Raw genomic sequence first — 16,825 nt, 5'->3', positions numbered from 1 at the left:
CATCTAAAACACCTTTGCGCAAAAACGGCAGATAGCATAACGCCAGCCACTGGCAGATGCCATATCAGGCGCCAGCCCGGGACTTGCTTCCCACAAAGAAACAAGCCACCACCACAACCAGGGTAGGCACCAGCCAGGCCATGCCCTGATCATACAGCGGCATTTTTGACATCACCGGAGACACCCCGTCCACCAGCGATACCAGCATGTTGGTCGCCAAACTTTCTGACTTCACGTCAAAAGACTGCAACGAAGCGGCTGCCACTTTCAGGCCATCGAAAATGCCAAAAACCAGCGCAACGGTCAGGGCCGCCCGATGGGCCAAACGGGGATTACGAAACCAGTTGTGAACGAAGGTAACCAGCACCAGGGCAATGGCCACCGGATACACCATCATCAGTACCGGCACGCTAATGGAAATCAGCTGACTCAGCCCCACGTTGGCAATGACCGCACAGATGACGCTCAATGCCACCACCAGCACCCGGTAAGGTAAAAAACCGTTGGACAAGGTGCTGAAATAATCGGAACAGGCACTGACCAGCCCCACGGCCGTGGTTAAACACGCCAGGCTCACCACCAGCGACAACGCCACCGTGCCGGTAAAGCCAAACTGGTCGGTCACATAATGGGTCAGGATTTGCCCGCCATTTTCAGCGCCCTTGGCCAAATCCCCCGCCGTGGCACCCAGAATGAACAGCGACACGTACACAAAGGCCAGCCCGGCCGCGGCAATAAAGGCGGAGCGGATGAGGTACCGGGTTTGCAGCGTGGTGTCGTGCACATTCTTTTGCCGCAACAGGTCGATAATCAGCACCCCGAACATCAGCGATGCCAAGGTATCCATGGTGTTATAGCCTTCCACAATCCCCTTGCTCAGGGGGTGGGTAATATAGTCCCCGGTGGCCGCGGGCATGGGACTGCCGATAAAACCTGCCACAGAGACCGCCAATGCAATCAACAGCAACAGCAACACCGGAGTAAGCACCTTGCCTACGCTGTCCATCAAGCGCTGGGGAAATGCCGACAACAGCATGACCACAAAGAAAAACCCCGCCGTGAAATACAACTGGGCCTGATTAAGCACAACACCGGCAATGGCAATGGTGCTGTCGGCATCGCTCAAAAAGGGACGCGCCCCGATTTCAAACGCCACCAGGCTGGTACGCGGCGCCGCGAACGCCGGGCCGATAATGATGTAAATGGCCGTGGCAAACAGGGTGGCTGCCGTGGCAGGCAACATCCGCATCACCAAACCTTTTGCCTTGGCGACCGCAATCAAGCCGGCCAAAGGTAACCCTACCGCAGTGATGAGAAACCCCATCATGGCAATGTAGCTTTGATCTCCTGCCTGATATCCGGCAAACGGCGGAAAGATCAGATTCCCTGCGCCCAGAAAAAAGGCGAAGGTCATAAAGCCCAGCCCCAGGGTATCACTTACGGTCAATTGTTTATTTTGCACAAGATGCCTCAATCTATACTTATTATATTTTTAGCTATATTTATGATGATAAACGGCATGTATGCCAGCAACAGTGAGCCCCAAAATGCTGGGGCAGGCAACGTAACCACGGCGCACTTTCCTTTGGGGAAAATGGCCACAATCAAGCCACCGATAACGGTAACTGGCGCAGTTTTTCATATATATCCCTTCCAAGGTTTCACTATTACCAAAGCCGGCAGGCGGTAGCAATAGCACTTCTGCAAAAAAATGCCCTTAATTGCGAGATAACGATAAATAACCGCAATATTAGGCTACAAAAACGCATCAGATATCGGCACAGTACAGGACAAACCGCCACCCAGCCCTTACAATGCGCCGCGAACATTTTTGATGTATCAGGATATGAATCGTGGGCTTCACCTTTAAGCAGTTCCATGTGAATGACGATATGTGCGGCATGCCGGTAAGCACCGATGGTGTGTTGCTGGGCGCCTGGGCGCCGCTGCCACAAACAGGCAAGGTGCTGGATATCGGTGCCGGCAGCGGCTTGCTGAGCTTAATGGCGGCGCAGCGCAGTTCAGCCCACATTGATGCGGTAGAGCTGGAGCCACAAGCGGCCATGCAATGTCAGCAGAACTTCAACAACAGCCCCTGGGGGGCGCGTTTGCAGCTGCATACCTTGGCCATTCAGCAATTTGTCGCCCCAGCCCATGGCTATGATCACATTCTCTGCAACCCGCCCTATTTTGAACATGGCCCCGTGGCTAGCATCAAACAGCGCGCGGCGGCCCGCCACACCCAAACCCTGAACTTTACCGAACTCAGCGCGGCCCTGGCCCGGTTATTACACCCCAAGGCCCAAGCCAGCCTCATTTTACCCTGTGGCAGTGTGGCATCATTTAGCCGCGCCCTGAGCGCCCACGGGCTAACGCTGCTGTTGCGGGTGGATGTCAGTGGCAAACCGGCACAGGCGCCCAATCGCAGCTTATTGCTGGCAGGCTGGCAATCGCCGGCCATCTTGCCCCTTAACCGGCCATTTGCCATCCGTAACAGTGACGGCAGTTACTCAAACAGCATGCGTCAGCTGACGCAGGATTTTTATCTGAAACTCTGAGGGTGAAACTGACGTCTGCAGCTATAAAGATGCGTCATGAGCAGGTATACTGCAGCGCAATATCGACTGAGAGTTCCTGCATGCAATTTGAAGAGTTCGACCTGGAGCCGCAACTGCTGGCATCCCTGAAAACCATGGGCCATGACGCCCCCACCACCATCCAGCAACTGACCATTCCACTGGCCATGGAGCAGCGGGACATATTGGCCCATGCGCCCACAGGCACAGGCAAGACCGCCAGCTACCTGCTGCCCGCATTGCAACATCTGCTGGACTTTCCCCGTCGGCGTCCCGGCCAGGCCCGGGTACTGGTATTAACCCCCACCCGGGAGCTGGCAAGTCAGGTGCATCGCTATGCCAGCCATCTGGCCCACCATGTGGATCTGCAGTTGGGCATTGTGACAGGTGGCGTGCCCTATGGCCCCCAGGAAGAAGTGCTGCGGGGCAATGTTGACCTGCTGGTTGCCACCCCAGGGCGCTTGATGGACTATCTGGACAAAGGCAAATTCAGCGCTACCGATGTGGAAATACTGGTGATTGATGAAGCCGACCGCATGCTGGACATGGGATTTGCCCAAGTGGTGAAGTCCATCGTCATCGAGGCCCAGAAACGCCAACAGACACTGCTGTTTTCAGCCACGCTGGAAGGCAATGGCGTGCGCAGTTTTGCCAATGAATTGCTCAATGACCCGGCCGAACTGGAAGCCGAGCCGCCGCGCAGCGAAAAAGCCAAAATCCACCAATGGGTGCATCTGGCGGATGACAAAGCCCACAAATTTGCCCTCTTGTGCAACATTCTTCGCCGTGAAGAGGTCTCCCGCGCCATTGTGTTTGCCAAAACCCGGGAAACCGTGGCCAGCCTTGAAGGGCAACTGCAGCAGGCAGGGATCCCCACCGCTTTCATGCGGGGCGACATGGAGCAGAAAAAGCGTTTTCAGGCGCTGGGACGCTTCACCAAAGGGGAAGTGAACGTACTGCTGGCCACGGATGTGGCCGCCCGCGGCATTGATGTGGACGACATCACCCATGTGATCAACTACGACATGCCCCGCACTGCTGACATTTACATTCACCGCATTGGCCGCACCGGCCGCGCAGGCAAAAAGGGCACGGCCATTTCACTGGTGGAAGCCCATGACATGCTGATCCTGAGCAAGATTGAACGTTACACCGAGCAGAAATTGAAACGCCGGGTCATTGAAGAATTGCGGCCAAAACACAAAGAAGCCCGCATTCCCGTGAAAAAGAAACCCAAAAAAGCCGCGGCCAAACCTGGCAAAAACAAAGCCAAACGCGCCAAATAAATTATGATTCACCCAAAGGAGCCTTCAGGCTCCTTTTTTACAGCAAGAAACGGATTTCCGTCACCCTGACAGTTTTTGACACATTTACTTTACAAAAAGCCGTTTATCGATGGAAAGCTCTCTGGTAATTTAAGCCACAGATTTCGCTGCCAATATGGACAGAAAAAAGCGTATGAATATCCTGTTGAGACGAGTACTTCCTCCCGTTGTCATCATTGTGATTGCCCTCGTAGTGGTCAGCCTGCTGAATGCCACCAAAAAAACACCGCCGCAAAAACCGGAAGAGCAACAGCTGCCAGTGGTCAACGTGATGACCGTCAAGCCACAAACCATATCGCTGGAACTGCCCTCTTACGGCACTGTCATGCCCAAATACAAAACCCAGCTGGTGAGTGAAGTGCAAGGGCGCATCGTGAAAATTTCGCCCAAATTTGTCGCAGGCGGCATGGTACGCGCCGGCGATGAGCTGGCAGTGATAGAACCTTTTGATTACGAGGCCGACTTGCGTCAGGCCGAGGCCACCCTGGCCCAGAACCAGGCGGCACTGGATGAAGAAAAAGCCCGCGCCGAAGTGGCCAAGGTGGATTTTGCCGATTTTAACGGTGCGCCACCGGCACTGGGATTACGCCTTCCCCAACTCAAGGGGGCCGAAGCCAACGTCAAGTTTGCCAAAGCGGCGCTGGAGCGGGCCAAGCGCAATCTGCAGCGCACCGTGATAAGGGCGCCTTTTGACGGTCTGGTTCACAGCCGTAACATCGACCTGGGGCAATATGTCAGCCTGGGCAATCAATTGGGCGAGCTGTACGACACCGCCATTGCCGAAGTGCGCCTGCCTTTGGCCAACAAGGATTTGGCCTATCTGGAATCCATTGATCACCCGGTTACCGAAGTCAGCATTACCACCGAACTGGGCGGCAAGCGCCTGCATTGGCGCGCCGCAGTGGTACGCAGCGAAGGGGTGATTGACCCTGATAACCGCATGGTGTACCTGGTGGCCGAAGTGAAAGACCCCTATCTGAGACAATACCGGGATCCGGGCCAGCTGCCGCTGAAATACGGCAGTTTCGTGAACGCCAGCATTCAGGGGCGCACCGTGGAAAACGTGGTCAAACTGCCCAATTATCTGGTGAGAAACCACGAAGTGACGGTTATCGACCCGGATAACAAGGTGGAGATACGCCACGTGAATGTGGTGCGTACCGATGTGGATGCCGTTTATGTGAAAGACAGCCTCAAGGCCGGTGAACGGGTAGCCCTGACCACCCTCAACAACATGAGCTCCGGCCAGTTGGTAAAAGTGGTGGAACAGGACAGCGACGCCTCATTGCAACCACAGGGCGCCAACACTGATCAACGTCTGGCAAACACCGGGGAATGATGATGGAAAAAGAAACCGGAATTATTGCCTGGTTTGCCCGCAACAATGTGGCGGCCAACCTGCTGATGTGGATTTTGATTATTGGTGGTCTGGTTTCGGCCTTCACCATCAATAAAGAGGTATTTCCACGTTTTGAAATCAATTACCTGCGAATATCGGTAGCTTATCCCGGTGCGGCACCACAGGAGATTGAAGAAGGGATCACCATCAAGATTGAAGAGGCATTGCGGGATGTTCCCGGCATCAAGAAAATGACCTCCGTAGCCGGCGATGGGGTAGGAAGCGTCACCATTGAGGTGCAAGACGGTTATGAGCCCAAAGACGTGCTGGATGAAGCCAAACTGCGCATCGACACCATTGCCACCTTTCCTGCCGCCATCGAGAAACCCAATATCTACCGCATCCGCCCGGAAAGTAATGTCATTTGGGTGTCAGTGTACGGGGATTTAGCCTCCCATGAAATGAAAGAGTTGGCCAAAAGCATCCGTGACGAGCTCACCATGCTGCCGTCTGTCACCCAGGCCAAAGTGGCCGGCGTGCGGGATTACGAAATCGGCATTGAAGTCTCGGAAGACAAAATGCGCGAATACGGCCTGACCTTTTCAGAGGTGGCCCAGGCGGTACAAAAATCGTCACTGGATCTTCCCGGTGGCGCCATCCATGCAGAAGATGGCGACATTCTGCTGCGGACCAAAGGACAGGCTTATACCGGGGATGATTTTGCCCAAATCGTGGTCAAGACCCGCCCTGACGGCAGCCGCGTCATGCTGCCCATGGTAGCCAACATTAACGACGGTTTTGAGGAACGGCTGGATTACACCCGCTTTGATCAAAAACCGGCGGCCATTATTGAAGTGACCAGCATTGAAGATCAGGACGCGCTCTCCATTGCAGATCAGGTAAAAGGCTACATAGCCACACGGCAGGCCACATTGCCGCACGGTGTCCAGCTGGACTACTGGGGGGATTTGACCCACTACCTCAAAGGCCGCCTCAACATGATGCTGTCCAACATGGCCTATGGCGCCTTGCTGGTGTTCATCATTCTGGCGCTGTTCCTGGATATCAAGCTGGCCTTCTGGGTAATGATGGGATTACCGGTGTGTTTTCTCGGTTCGCTGGCGCTGATGCCACTGGAGCCTTTTAGCCTCACCATCAACATGCTGACCCTGTTTGCATTCATTCTGGTATTGGGGATTGTGGTGGATGATGCCATCGTCATCGGCGAAAGTGCCCATACCGAGGTGGAGAAAAACGGCTTCTCGGTGGACAACGTCATCCGCGGCGCCAAAAAAGTGGCCATGCCCGCCACCTTCGGGGTGCTGACCACCATTGCCGCCTTCATTCCCATGCTGATGGTGCCCGGCCCCATGGGGGTCATCTGGATATCCATCGGCCTGATTGTCACCCTGTGCCTGAGCTTCTCTCTGGTGGAATCCAAACTCATCCTGCCGGCGCATCTGGCCCACATGAAACAAAGTCAGGGCAAACCCGGCATTGTGGGACGCTTTCGCCAGACCTTTAATGCCAAAGTGCAGCACTTCATCCACCACAGCTACCGCAACTTCATGACCCGCCTGGTGCCCCACCGTTACAGTGTGGCCACCCTGTTCATTGGCGTACTGCTCATCTCCATCACCATGGTGAAAACCGGCCATGTGCGTTGGGTCATGTTCCCGGACATTCCATCGGACTTCATTCAGGTACAGCTGGAGATGGACGAAGGCAGCTCCGAGAGCAATACCCTTAAATCCACCCAGCAGGTGGAAGATGCCCTGTACGCCATGAACGCCCAGATGGAGCAGGAGCTGGGGTATCCTGTGGTAAAACACAGCTTCATCAATATGGACAGCCGCACCTCCGCCTTCATTTTTGCCGAACTGACCAAAGGGGAAGAACGGGCCGTGGACGGAGTGGCCATTGCCGATGCCTGGCGCAAGCAGTTGCCAGAAATGGTGGCGGTGAAAAACCTCAACATCAACGCCAGCACCAATGGCGGCAACGGCGATATTGCCTTCAGGCTGATGTCCAGTGACTTGCAGGAGCTATCCGCCGCCGCGGCCGAGCTCAAGCAAAAACTGGCGACTTACGACGGCATCTACGACATTACCGATAACCTCTCCTCCGGCAGCCATGAAATCCGCCTTAAAATCAAACCGGAAGCCGAAGCGCTGGGGCTGACATTATCGGATTTGGCGCAGCAGGTACGTTATGGCTTTTACGGTTATGAGGCCCAGCGCATCTTGCGCAACAAGGAAGAAGTGAAAGTGATGGTGCGCTACCCGCAAGAGCAGCGCCGTACCGTGGGCTATCTGGAAAACATGCTCATTCGCACCGCCAACGGCAACGCCGTGCCCTTTAGCAGTGTGGCCCATATCGAAACCGGCGAGTCCTATAACGCCATCACCCGGGTTAACGGCCGCCGGGCCATCAGCATTACCGCCAATGCCAACAAGCAAAAGGCGGAGCCGGCCAAAGTCGTGAGTGAAATCCAGGAAACATTCCTGCCCCAGCTGCAAAAGAAATACCCTCAGCTGAGCACCTCGCTGGATGGCGCCAGCCTGGATGAACAGGATGCACTGGTAGGGCTTGCCAAAGGCTTCATCTTCGCCATCTTTACCATCTATGCGCTGATGGCCATTCCCCTGCGCTCATACAGCCAGCCGCTTATCATCATGTCAGTCATTCCCTTCGGCATGATTGGCGCCCTCTTCGGCCACCTGATCCTGGGGCTGTCCATGAGCGTACTGAGCCTGTGCGGCATCATCGCGCTGGCCGGGGTGGTGGTGAACGACTCCCTGATTTTGGTGGACTTCGTGAACCGCGCACGGGCTGCCGGACAATCCACCCTGACAGCTGCCATCAACTCGGGTTGTGAGCGTTTCAGGGCCATTATCCTCACCTCGCTGACCACCTTTGTGGGGCTGGTGCCCATCATCATGGAAAAAAGCCTGCAAGCTAAAATCGTCATTCCCATGGCGGTATCACTGGCCTTTGGCATTTTGTTCTCCACCCTGGTCACCCTGATTCTGGTGCCCATGCTGTATATCATACTGGAGGATTTCAAACGGGGCCTGAAACGCGTTAAAGCCGCCAGCCACCGCTTCTTTGTATGGTGGTGGAAACCCCAGGCAAAATCCGGACAGTAAACATTATGCCCACAAAAATGCCGGTTCCCAGAACCGGCATTTTTCTTTGATTGCCTACCCGTGCGATTTGCTCGCCCCAAAAGGAATGCCATCCCGGCTTTGTTTCCTAAATCGATTCAGAGGACTAACGCGCCGTAGTAATGGCTAAGTCACTAAATACACGTGGGAGGCCTTTCCCGGGTTGTTCAGCCTTTGCCTTCCACATAGCAATAGCGTCCTCGTCAATCCAGAATTTCAACGAACCACGATGGATTAGGGCTTGGTTGCACTGCTTCCAGTTCAGTATTCAACCCACTGAACTTACTCATACAAATTCCTTCTTAGCTTGCGCACAAAAGCCTACTTTCAGTAGGAATGACAATATCTAATTTGCAGTCAAAACAACATGTTTCCCTCTTCCGCTGTGTAGGAGGCAATCAAACACATGAAAGCCAGCTATCATACGGCTTTCACGGCATTACGTTTAAATGTGCATCTTGGTAATATCTTGGTCTGAACTATCCAAATAACTCCGGGCGTTGATGGCGTAACAATTTAAGTCCCGGTTCGCACAGGTTCTTAGTTTGATGGTGTTTGAACTCTGACTGCATGTTCCGAACATCTACCAACCGTAGCTGCTTCGGTAACTGTGATTTTATTGCCGCGATGTCTACTGAGTTATATTCAACGACCACGAATATTTCAGGCTGGTACATGTATAGAGAATTGATAACAAGTCCCAGAGGCATAATTTTAGGATGTTTACCTTCCAATTCCTTAAAGAATGCGACAACCTCATCATCGAGTTCCCAGTGAACGAATTCTTCAAAATCAATCTCAGGATGATGAATCCACTCCGTCGCTTCTACTAAACCAGCAAAGGACCACTCAATTCTGTTTTTAGCGGCTATTTCATGCGAGCCTCGGATTCTCAGTACAGCGTATGTCAATGCGCCGTCTCTGATTAACACAATGCCAGATATGCCTAGCGGGTTTGGGATCAGAGAAGAACAATTGATCTTCGTCTGTTTGGAGCTACATTCCCCTATTTCCTTTTTGTAGTAGTTAAAAAGAGGCTTGCCGTACAAAGCCCTTAGTGTTGCAACTTCTTTAACCTCAGTTGCATATTGACTCGAAAACACCAGATCAGGGGAGTAATGGGTGTAGAAAATATCGTAAAAACTTGCGGCGCCAAGCTCTAACTTGAGCGTTTTATCCACTTCATCCGTCGTAACTTTTATTAGGGTTAACTTGGGAATATCTAAGGATCCGGCTTCGACTAAAAAGAACTCCTCTTTATCAAATTCAACCCAGCGCAATGACGCTTCTATCATCGGAGGTTGCTGATAATAAACATCCTTGTCGAACTGAATATCTACTTTTAAATCAGCACTAAAAGGAAAAATCAGTGCATCGTCGATGACACTGTATTTATTATCAATTCTTACCTCTTCAGACGCCCCAATGGTTTTCCACATTAGTAGCCCAATACCGAGCATTAAAAAGATGGAAACCTCGATGACCGTTGAAAACAAATTATCTGGCACGCCAGAAGGTGGTGGTGGCAACTTGAAAAATGACTGCAGCGCTCCAACAGCCCAAAGCACGGCAGCAAACACAGCCAAAGCGACGAAGCCGAATATCAACGTTAATCGCTTTCTAGAACCGAACACCTGAAACACAGGATATTTGATCCTAATAGCCCCCCAGGCTCTTGCTAATTTTTTTGAAGACATCTGATTAATTTTATTGCTGAATTTAGAATTCCACTAACAATATCATATAGTTACAAGTATGTACATTAACAAGAGGGGTGTTCAAAATTCTGTGTCACGTTAAAAATCACAGATTTCTAAACACGACCCCAGCAGGATGGATTTGCTACCGTCCGGCATTTTAGAACACAGCCGGGACACCAAGTAGCATCGGCCAGACATTTTTCTGATCAAGATGACAGTTAACCACATTGATAACCGCTACACTGTGGTCAATTATGTTAGCCATGCCTGAATCATGAATAATACGACAAGCAACAACACGCTGGTGTATGACATCCGCAACAGCCGTTACCTGAACATTACTGGCCGCTGCACCTTGCGCTGCGCCTTTTGCCCGAAACATAACGGCAGCAAACAGGTGCACGAATACCAGCTGGCACTGGATCATCAACCCACTGCGGCTGAAATCATCCCGCTGCTGGGGGATGTGGCACAGTTTGATGAATACGTGTTTTGCGGTTATGGCGAGCCGACCCTGAACCTTGACACACTGCTTGGCGTCGCGGCCGAGATAAAGCGTCGCGGCGGCAAGGTACGGGTGAATACGGATGGGCTTGGCAACCTGTTTCACCGCCGCAACATCCTGCCGGAATTAAGCACCTGTGTGGATGCCCTGTCGGTGTCGCTCAATGCCCAAAATGAGGCGCTGTATCAGCAGCATTGCCATCCGAAGCTCAAGGGCAGCTGGCAGGCCGTGAACGAGTTCATCCGCCTTGCACCCGCCTATGTTGCCGATGTGCAGGTATCCGCCATTGACGGGCTGGAAGGGGTGGACATCGCCGCCTGCCAGGCCATTGTCGCGGCGGCGGGGTGCCGCTTTAAACATCGTCATCTGGGTGCCATTGGCTAATCGCCGGGACGACACTGGCTGTTCGTTTGTTTCGTGTTAACATAAACGCTATTCGCCGCCACCGCCTTAAAGTTTGATGTTGAAAAAGAATCCCGCTTTTGCGGATATGCGCCTGCTGTATCACCTTCGTGGCATTCACTGGTCCCGCCAACGCTTACTGGCCATTGCCAGCCAGTTGAGCATGTTGATCATCACCATTTTTTTAATCACCAATGTGCTGGTGACACTGGGCGAGCGCCGTTTACAAGAAGAGTGGGCGGTGCAGCGTTACAGTGAACTGCAAACCGTAGGCACGCTGCTGGCAGACAAAATCTCTTTTCAGCAATTTCGTACCCAGATGTTTTCCCTGGCTGAACCTTTAAAGCTCTACCTGCAAAGCCCCGGCCGTTTGCAGGAACAACGCCTGCGCCAAAGCTGGCTGGAGCTCAAGGACAACACGCCGGAACTGATGGATATTGCCCTTTACGACAGTCACGGCAAATTCCGCCTGGCCAGCAGCAACAATTTTGGCAATGCCCCCATGACCGAGGTACTGCTGGATGAAATGCGCAACCTGAGCAGTGAGGACATTTATACCTCGGATGTGGCGTTTGCCCCGATGGATGACCGTCTGGAGCCGTACCAGGTGCAGGTGGCCACACTGGGCAGCGAGCAGGCGGTGCGGGGTTATCTGCTCACTTACAACTCACTGAGCCAGATGCTGCAGTCCATCAAGCCGGCGTTCTCCAGTAACGACTCGCCATTGTTGCTGCTGGATGATCAAGGGCAGCTTTATGCCGGTTCTTCCAACCTGGATCCGCTATCCGGCATTCCCACCACATTGGGAAGCAGTTTGCGCCAGAGCTACCCCACCTTATGGCGGGAACTGGCCGCCAACAATTTTGGCGAATTTCACGGCGAGCAGGCCACCTTTGTGTATCTGCGCATTTCGCTGTCATCAGCCAATCAGGAGGATGAGGGCGAGTATGTATTGCTGTCCTACATCCGCAATAGCGACATCAACAACCGCTTTACCCCATGGCGCAACATCCTGCTGATTGCCGCTGGCGTGGTTACGCTGCTGGCGGCACTGGTGATGATTTTCATCCACCTGTTTAGGCTGGAGCAGCGGGCAAGACTCAGCAGCATCCTGTTGGCTGACGGCTTGTTCCGCTCTGACTTGGGCTATCTGCTGGTGAATGAAAGCGGCCGCATCATGTGTGCCAACCAGCGGGCGGCCAGCATTTTGAAACAACGCCCCCAGGAGATAGAAAACCGCAGCCTGCAAAAACTGCTGGAGCAGGACCAGCCTTGGTATGCATCGCTGCGGCGTCAACTACAGCAACATTTAAGCTGGCAGGGAGAAGTGCAGCTGCAGGCGCTGGATAATATCGTGCTGCGCTTTAGCATCCGCCAGATTGGCGAAGGGGAAGAAGGGTATGCCCTGCTCTCCTTTGAGGATATCAGCGAGCTCAAACAGGTGCGCCAGGATGCTTTCCTCAACCGTTTGCTCAGCGACTCCGCCGTGGCCACCGCACTGGTCACACCGGATGGCAAACTGGTGCGGGTCAACCACGCCTTTGATCAGTTATTGCAACTGGATGGCAGTGTGCAGCACACCTTGACGGAACTGCTGCAAAATGATCTGGACAACCAATGGCCACGCATCATGCAGCTGATTGCCATTCACGGCATTTGGCAAGGGCAAATCCTCTGTGATGACAAAACCCCGGGGTGCCTGCAAACCACCCTGAAAAGCTATCAGGACGATGAAGGCGAAATAAGCTACCTTATCTGCACGCTGGAGTCTGCCACCCATGTGCGCGAACAGCCCGGAAGCCGCATTCCACATCGCATCAAGGTGATGCCGGAGATTGAAGACATGGAGAATTTCTTCCATGCGCTCTCACCCCAGGAGCAGCGCCACAGTTGCCTGATGCTGCTGGATATCAGCCCAGAGGCCCTGCTGAGCCACATGAGCGAGATTGAATCCCTGGAAAGCCGCCAACAACAGGTCGAAACCCAGGTGTTGAGCGACTTGCCCAGGGGCTATCAAATGGCCAATTGGCAACTGGGCAAAATTGCCGTGCTGGTGCCGGATACGGATGCCAACGATTGCCACGATTTTGCAGCGCTTACCCTGGAGAACCTGGCCCAGCACGGGCTGGCTGACGGCATCTGCATCGGGATTGCCGCCTATGTGGAAGGGCAAACGTTGCAGCAATTTTTGAACAACGCCGAAATTGCCCTGAAGCGCGCCAAACAAAGCGGTGAAGGCAATATTTGCCAGGCATTTACCCGCCAGCCATAACCCTCAGCACTGCGGCCATCGTCGGCAGCAGCGCGGCCACCACTATACCGAGGACGAACACACTAGCCCTCCAAATTGGGCGTGGTGCTGTTATCCAGCCTAGTGGTGGCGGCCAACTGGGATTTTTCATCCACCAGGTCATCAATCATCGGCAGGTTGTCAGGGATGTCACTCAGGCTGACATCCACTATTTTTGAGCGGTTCAGGGTGATTTTGAAGCGGGCATACTGGGTAGGCTGTTTTTCCTGACGGCAAGCCACCACCAGATTAACCTGGTAGCGGCGCTCAACGGTTTCGGCGGTGATTTCACCCTGGTTTTCCGAGTAGATTTTATCCTTGCCCCGCTCCAGATAACGCACAAACGGCACCAGACTGAACACCACCTGCTCCTGAATGGTGTTGTAGCCGGAGAGAAACTCCGTATCCTCCACTTTGGTGTCGATACCATAGTGCAGCACTTCGGCTTCCACCTTGTTCTGGCTGTGGCGCTGGCGCAAAATGTCCTGCACGGCGACAGGCAAATCCTTTTGCCGCATGAATTCAAGCCAAACCAACTGTTTGGCAATGAGATTCTGATTGGTGGTGTCCCGCAGCATTCGGCTCCAACGGGGGCGGCCGCGCTGTACATAACGCCACATCACATTGCGCACATCATCCTTGAAAATTTCACGGGCACCGTAAATGAGCGCCAGCACCAGCACCATCATCATGGTCACCCCGTCAAACACCCCCTGAGCCTTAATGATAAGGGATGACACCACCAGCATCACCAGCGCGGTAGCCACGCCGGTGGTGAGCTTTTTCAACCCCACCCCTAAGGGTTTCAGCTCCTCTTTAAGCACAACCCCTTGCTGGATCAACCGCCGCAACAACAGCATTTTGTTGGCAATGCGGTTGGGCTCTTTCATGGTCTGTGAAGCGTTGTATTTATGGCTTATCCGGTGATGCCGCTCCAGATGACACAATGACAGCACCTTGTCCCGCACATGTTGCTGCTCGCGGCATGGGGGAGCGTTGGCCAGCAATTTCAGCAGCTGTTGTTCGCAAAACCAGGACAAGTAATTATCCGCGCTGTCAAAATAATGTTTCCAGTTGGCATCGGCGGGCACATTGCGGCGAAAGCGCCGCATCAAGGTGGCGCAGTGTACGGTCAGCTCATTTAAATCATGGAAAAACGTCTCGGCGTCACTTTGCCTGGACAGCTCCTTGGCATCATTTTCCATGGCCACCACAAACTGGTAGGCAAACAGGTTCATGTATAGCCGGTATTCTTCCAGCGTGCGTTTTTTCTGGCTGACAAAGCGTGACTGCACCAAAGGCAGGTGCAATCCTTCGCAATAGTAGGAACGGCGTCCTAAAATGGCGCTGAAATAATACTCTTCCTCGTTCAGGCTCTGGGGGCCAATGCCCATCTCTTTTGGCAATGAAAAATACAGATCCAGCTTGCGCCGCTCACCAACGCCCAGCAAGTGACTGAATTTAATGGATAGCTGTTCTTCCTGCTTGATACGTAATTTGGACACGCCCGCTGAGTCTCCTCAAAAAAGCGATAAAACAATTACGCTAGCTTAATGATTTTTAAGAAAAATAGCGAGTTCGCCTCAGATGGAAAGGCTATTGCTGGATACGGCAACCATACACGCCGTTATCGGGTTGCACCCGCACCACGGCATAATGCTGTGCATCATTGGTGTCCAGCACTTCCAGCGTCATGGTGTGGGTACCATGGTTATTCAGGTTCAAGCTGCTGATGTAAGACAGGTACTGCATGTGCTCCGGCAGATTGCCCTTGCCCTGCTGCTCCTCTTTGTCGCTGACCACGATTTTGTAATTGCTGCCAGCCGCGCCACGGGTAATGCGGCCGCGCATCAACACGCTGCCTGCTGGCGTGCCATCGGTATGAAAATAGCGGTAATTAATCAGGGCATCATGGCCTGCTGCCTGTAAATCCAGTAACAGGTAAAAAGGCGTTTGCTGCTCAGTATCGTGATCGTACAGCTCCACACTGCAATTGAGCAGTAGCTGACGAGGTTTTTGCTGGCTGCCATGATAGACGTTAACAAACGCCAGCAGTGCCAGTAACACCAGCAACAGCCATGGCCATAGCTTAGTCACAGAAATGAATCCCCTGCAGCCATTGTTGATTGATAAAGCCCATCTGTCGTCCTCGGTCTCCAGCCTTGATATTGCGCAGCGCCAGTTGTCCGTTACGTTCACCGGCAAGCGTGATATTCAGAATTTGCTTTTCGTGGGAGATGGTCAGATAAGCCTGCTGCCAGGGGGTCTGGCGGCACTGCATCAATGCGGAAGACACAATGTCAGCCGTGGCCTGCAACAAGTGGTTATTCACCCTTGAATTGGCAAACAGCAACACCTGCACCTGCTGGCCTGACTGCAAGGTAACCACTTGCTCCGCCAGTGGCACCACAGCGTCGCTGACCGGAAACTTCTTGATGAAGTAAACACTCACCCCCAGCATCAGCAACAGCAACAGCACCACCCCCAACAGCCGGGGAGCGGGGTTAACCGGGCCACCCAACAGATATTTGGATGGTTGTGATGCTGAGTTGAGCATGAATTTAGGGACCGTTTCCATCATCAATAAAATGTTCGAGAACAGGTAAATGGCACAGGCATTTACCAACACCGCTCAGTATAAGCACAGAATATCCACGGGACTGTGATCGCCATAACCGGAAATCACCGCACTTTGTCAGAAAATTACCAAATAGTGATCTACAGCAAAGATTAGGAGTGAAATTTGCAGATTCATTACTGTAAAGGAAGGATTATTAAAGAGTATTAAGAAAAGTAAAGAAAGTATTGAACATGCGCGGCATGAACATGTCGGTAAAAAGCCCCTTAGGTCATGGCGCGAAAAACGCTTGTGTCCACCATCGGCATACCGTCATTATGGCGATCTGAAACCGCCGCTTTTCATCAGTGGACAGCTTAACAGCTGAGCACCAGACAGCCATATTCCAGCGGCAGGTGATGCCAGATAAACGCCACGGCCAGGAGTGTCATCAAGATGATGGTACAGTAATGATGCCAGGCCATATGCAATCCGCCAAAACGGCCGCTGCTGAGCCTGGGTTGTGAACGCTGGTGCAAAATGAAGCCTTCGCATGCCACCTGCTCAAGCAGTTGCCCCCGGTGATCCCCCAGTTTTTGCCGTAAACGGGCAATGCCCCGCTCCAGCAAACGTTCATTGTTGCATCCCAGTCCCTGCAATAACTGGTAGCGGGACACCACTTTGTCCCGGTGCGGTAACAACGCCAGTAACAGCCGCTTTTCCGCTAGTCCCAAGCGCTGACAATCGTCACCGGACAGCGAGCGGAGTTCACCTTGTTGTGCACAATACCAATAGTTGCCGAGTTGCATAGATCACCTGTTCAAACTTACGCAGGTGATTATAAAAAACCTATGGAGCCGGATCTGCGGTTTCCCGCACAGCACCATAGGTTTTAATCAGAAATGTGATCCATTCTCATCTTTTGTGGCCGGGTGTCCCGCCCGGCACACGTTTTGACAACACT

At 53.1% G+C, this 16,825-nt stretch carries 12 protein-coding genes and 1 pseudogene; 6 read left to right on the top strand and 7 right to left on the bottom strand.

What is annotated here, in order from left to right; genetic code table 11:
* Window positions 1-64: 64 nt before the first annotated feature.
* Window positions 65-1,462 (bottom strand): branched-chain amino acid transport system II carrier protein, encoded by a 1,398-nt coding sequence (gene brnQ / locus ACIDEJ_RS03990; RefSeq protein WP_411986803.1) that lies wholly within the window; start codon window positions 1,460-1,462, stop codon window positions 65-67.
* A 391-nt stretch (window positions 1,463-1,853) separates the two neighbouring features.
* Here brnQ and ACIDEJ_RS03985 point away from each other — a divergent pair, with 391 nt between their 5' ends.
* The 4 genes from ACIDEJ_RS03985 (at window position 1,854) to ACIDEJ_RS03970 (ending at window position 8,389) form a co-directional block, all read left to right on the top strand.
* Window positions 1,854-2,558 (top strand): tRNA1(Val) (adenine(37)-N6)-methyltransferase, encoded by a 705-nt coding sequence (locus ACIDEJ_RS03985; RefSeq protein WP_411986802.1) that lies wholly within the window; start codon window positions 1,854-1,856, stop codon window positions 2,556-2,558.
* Between the two features lie 80 nt (window positions 2,559-2,638).
* A complete protein-coding gene (gene srmB, locus ACIDEJ_RS03980; protein ID WP_411986801.1) occupies window positions 2,639-3,862 on the top strand; it encodes an ATP-dependent RNA helicase SrmB in 1,224 nt (407 codons plus the stop codon).
* 172 nt (window positions 3,863-4,034) lie between these two features.
* Complete coding sequence (locus tag ACIDEJ_RS03975) at window positions 4,035-5,240, top strand: efflux RND transporter periplasmic adaptor subunit (protein WP_411986800.1); 1,206 nt, start codon at window positions 4,035-4,037, stop codon at window positions 5,238-5,240.
* Window positions 5,241-5,242: 2 nt separating this feature from the next.
* Complete coding sequence (locus ACIDEJ_RS03970) at window positions 5,243-8,389, top strand: efflux RND transporter permease subunit (protein WP_411986799.1); 3,147 nt, start codon at window positions 5,243-5,245, stop codon at window positions 8,387-8,389.
* 130 nt (window positions 8,390-8,519) lie between these two features.
* On the opposite strand, the pseudogene ACIDEJ_RS03965 reads toward ACIDEJ_RS03970, so the two are convergent.
* Window positions 8,520-8,675: pseudogene (locus ACIDEJ_RS03965) on the bottom strand (transposase); the annotation flags it as partial.
* A gap of 211 nt (window positions 8,676-8,886) precedes the next feature.
* Window positions 8,887-10,104 (bottom strand): hypothetical protein, encoded by a 1,218-nt coding sequence (locus ACIDEJ_RS03960; protein WP_411986798.1) that lies wholly within the window; start codon window positions 10,102-10,104, stop codon window positions 8,887-8,889.
* Between the two features lie 277 nt (window positions 10,105-10,381).
* Between ACIDEJ_RS03960 and ACIDEJ_RS03955 the strand changes: the two genes are divergently transcribed.
* Entirely contained in the window at window positions 10,382-10,996 is a 615-nt protein-coding gene (locus tag ACIDEJ_RS03955) for a TatD family nuclease-associated radical SAM protein (protein WP_411986797.1), read from the top strand.
* A gap of 76 nt (window positions 10,997-11,072) precedes the next feature.
* Entirely contained in the window at window positions 11,073-13,286 is a 2,214-nt protein-coding gene (locus ACIDEJ_RS03950) for a PAS domain-containing protein (protein ID WP_411986796.1), read from the top strand.
* A gap of 62 nt (window positions 13,287-13,348) precedes the next feature.
* On the opposite strand, the gene ACIDEJ_RS03945 is transcribed toward ACIDEJ_RS03950, so the two are convergent.
* The 4 genes from ACIDEJ_RS03945 to ACIDEJ_RS03930 form a co-directional block, all read right to left on the bottom strand.
* A complete protein-coding gene (locus ACIDEJ_RS03945) occupies window positions 13,349-14,809 on the bottom strand; it encodes a hypothetical protein (RefSeq protein ID WP_411986795.1) in 1,461 nt (486 codons plus the stop codon).
* Window positions 14,810-14,900: 91 nt separating this feature from the next.
* Window positions 14,901-15,401: a hypothetical protein gene (locus ACIDEJ_RS03940; protein WP_411986794.1), complete on the bottom strand. Its 501-nt coding sequence runs from the start codon at window positions 15,399-15,401 to the stop codon at window positions 14,901-14,903.
* The gene (locus ACIDEJ_RS03935; protein ID WP_411986793.1) at window positions 15,394-15,885 is read right to left on the bottom strand and encodes a hypothetical protein; all 492 of its coding nucleotides are present in this window, start codon (window positions 15,883-15,885) and stop codon (window positions 15,394-15,396) included. The genes ACIDEJ_RS03940 and ACIDEJ_RS03935 overlap by 8 nt, the downstream gene beginning before the upstream one ends.
* 353 nt (window positions 15,886-16,238) lie before the next feature.
* Window positions 16,239-16,670 carry a winged helix-turn-helix domain-containing protein gene (locus ACIDEJ_RS03930; protein WP_411986792.1) on the bottom strand — a complete coding sequence of 144 codons (432 nt, stop codon included), beginning with the start codon at window positions 16,668-16,670 and terminating at the stop codon, window positions 16,239-16,241.
* Window positions 16,671-16,825: the final 155 nt, after the last annotated feature.

It is taken from the genome of Shewanella mytili (assembly GCF_046765975.1).
Lineage (GTDB): Bacteria > Pseudomonadota > Gammaproteobacteria > Enterobacterales > Shewanellaceae > Shewanella > Shewanella mytili.
The sequence above is the reverse complement of the archived record's forward strand: the minus strand, read 5'-3'. Positions and strand labels throughout refer to the sequence as shown.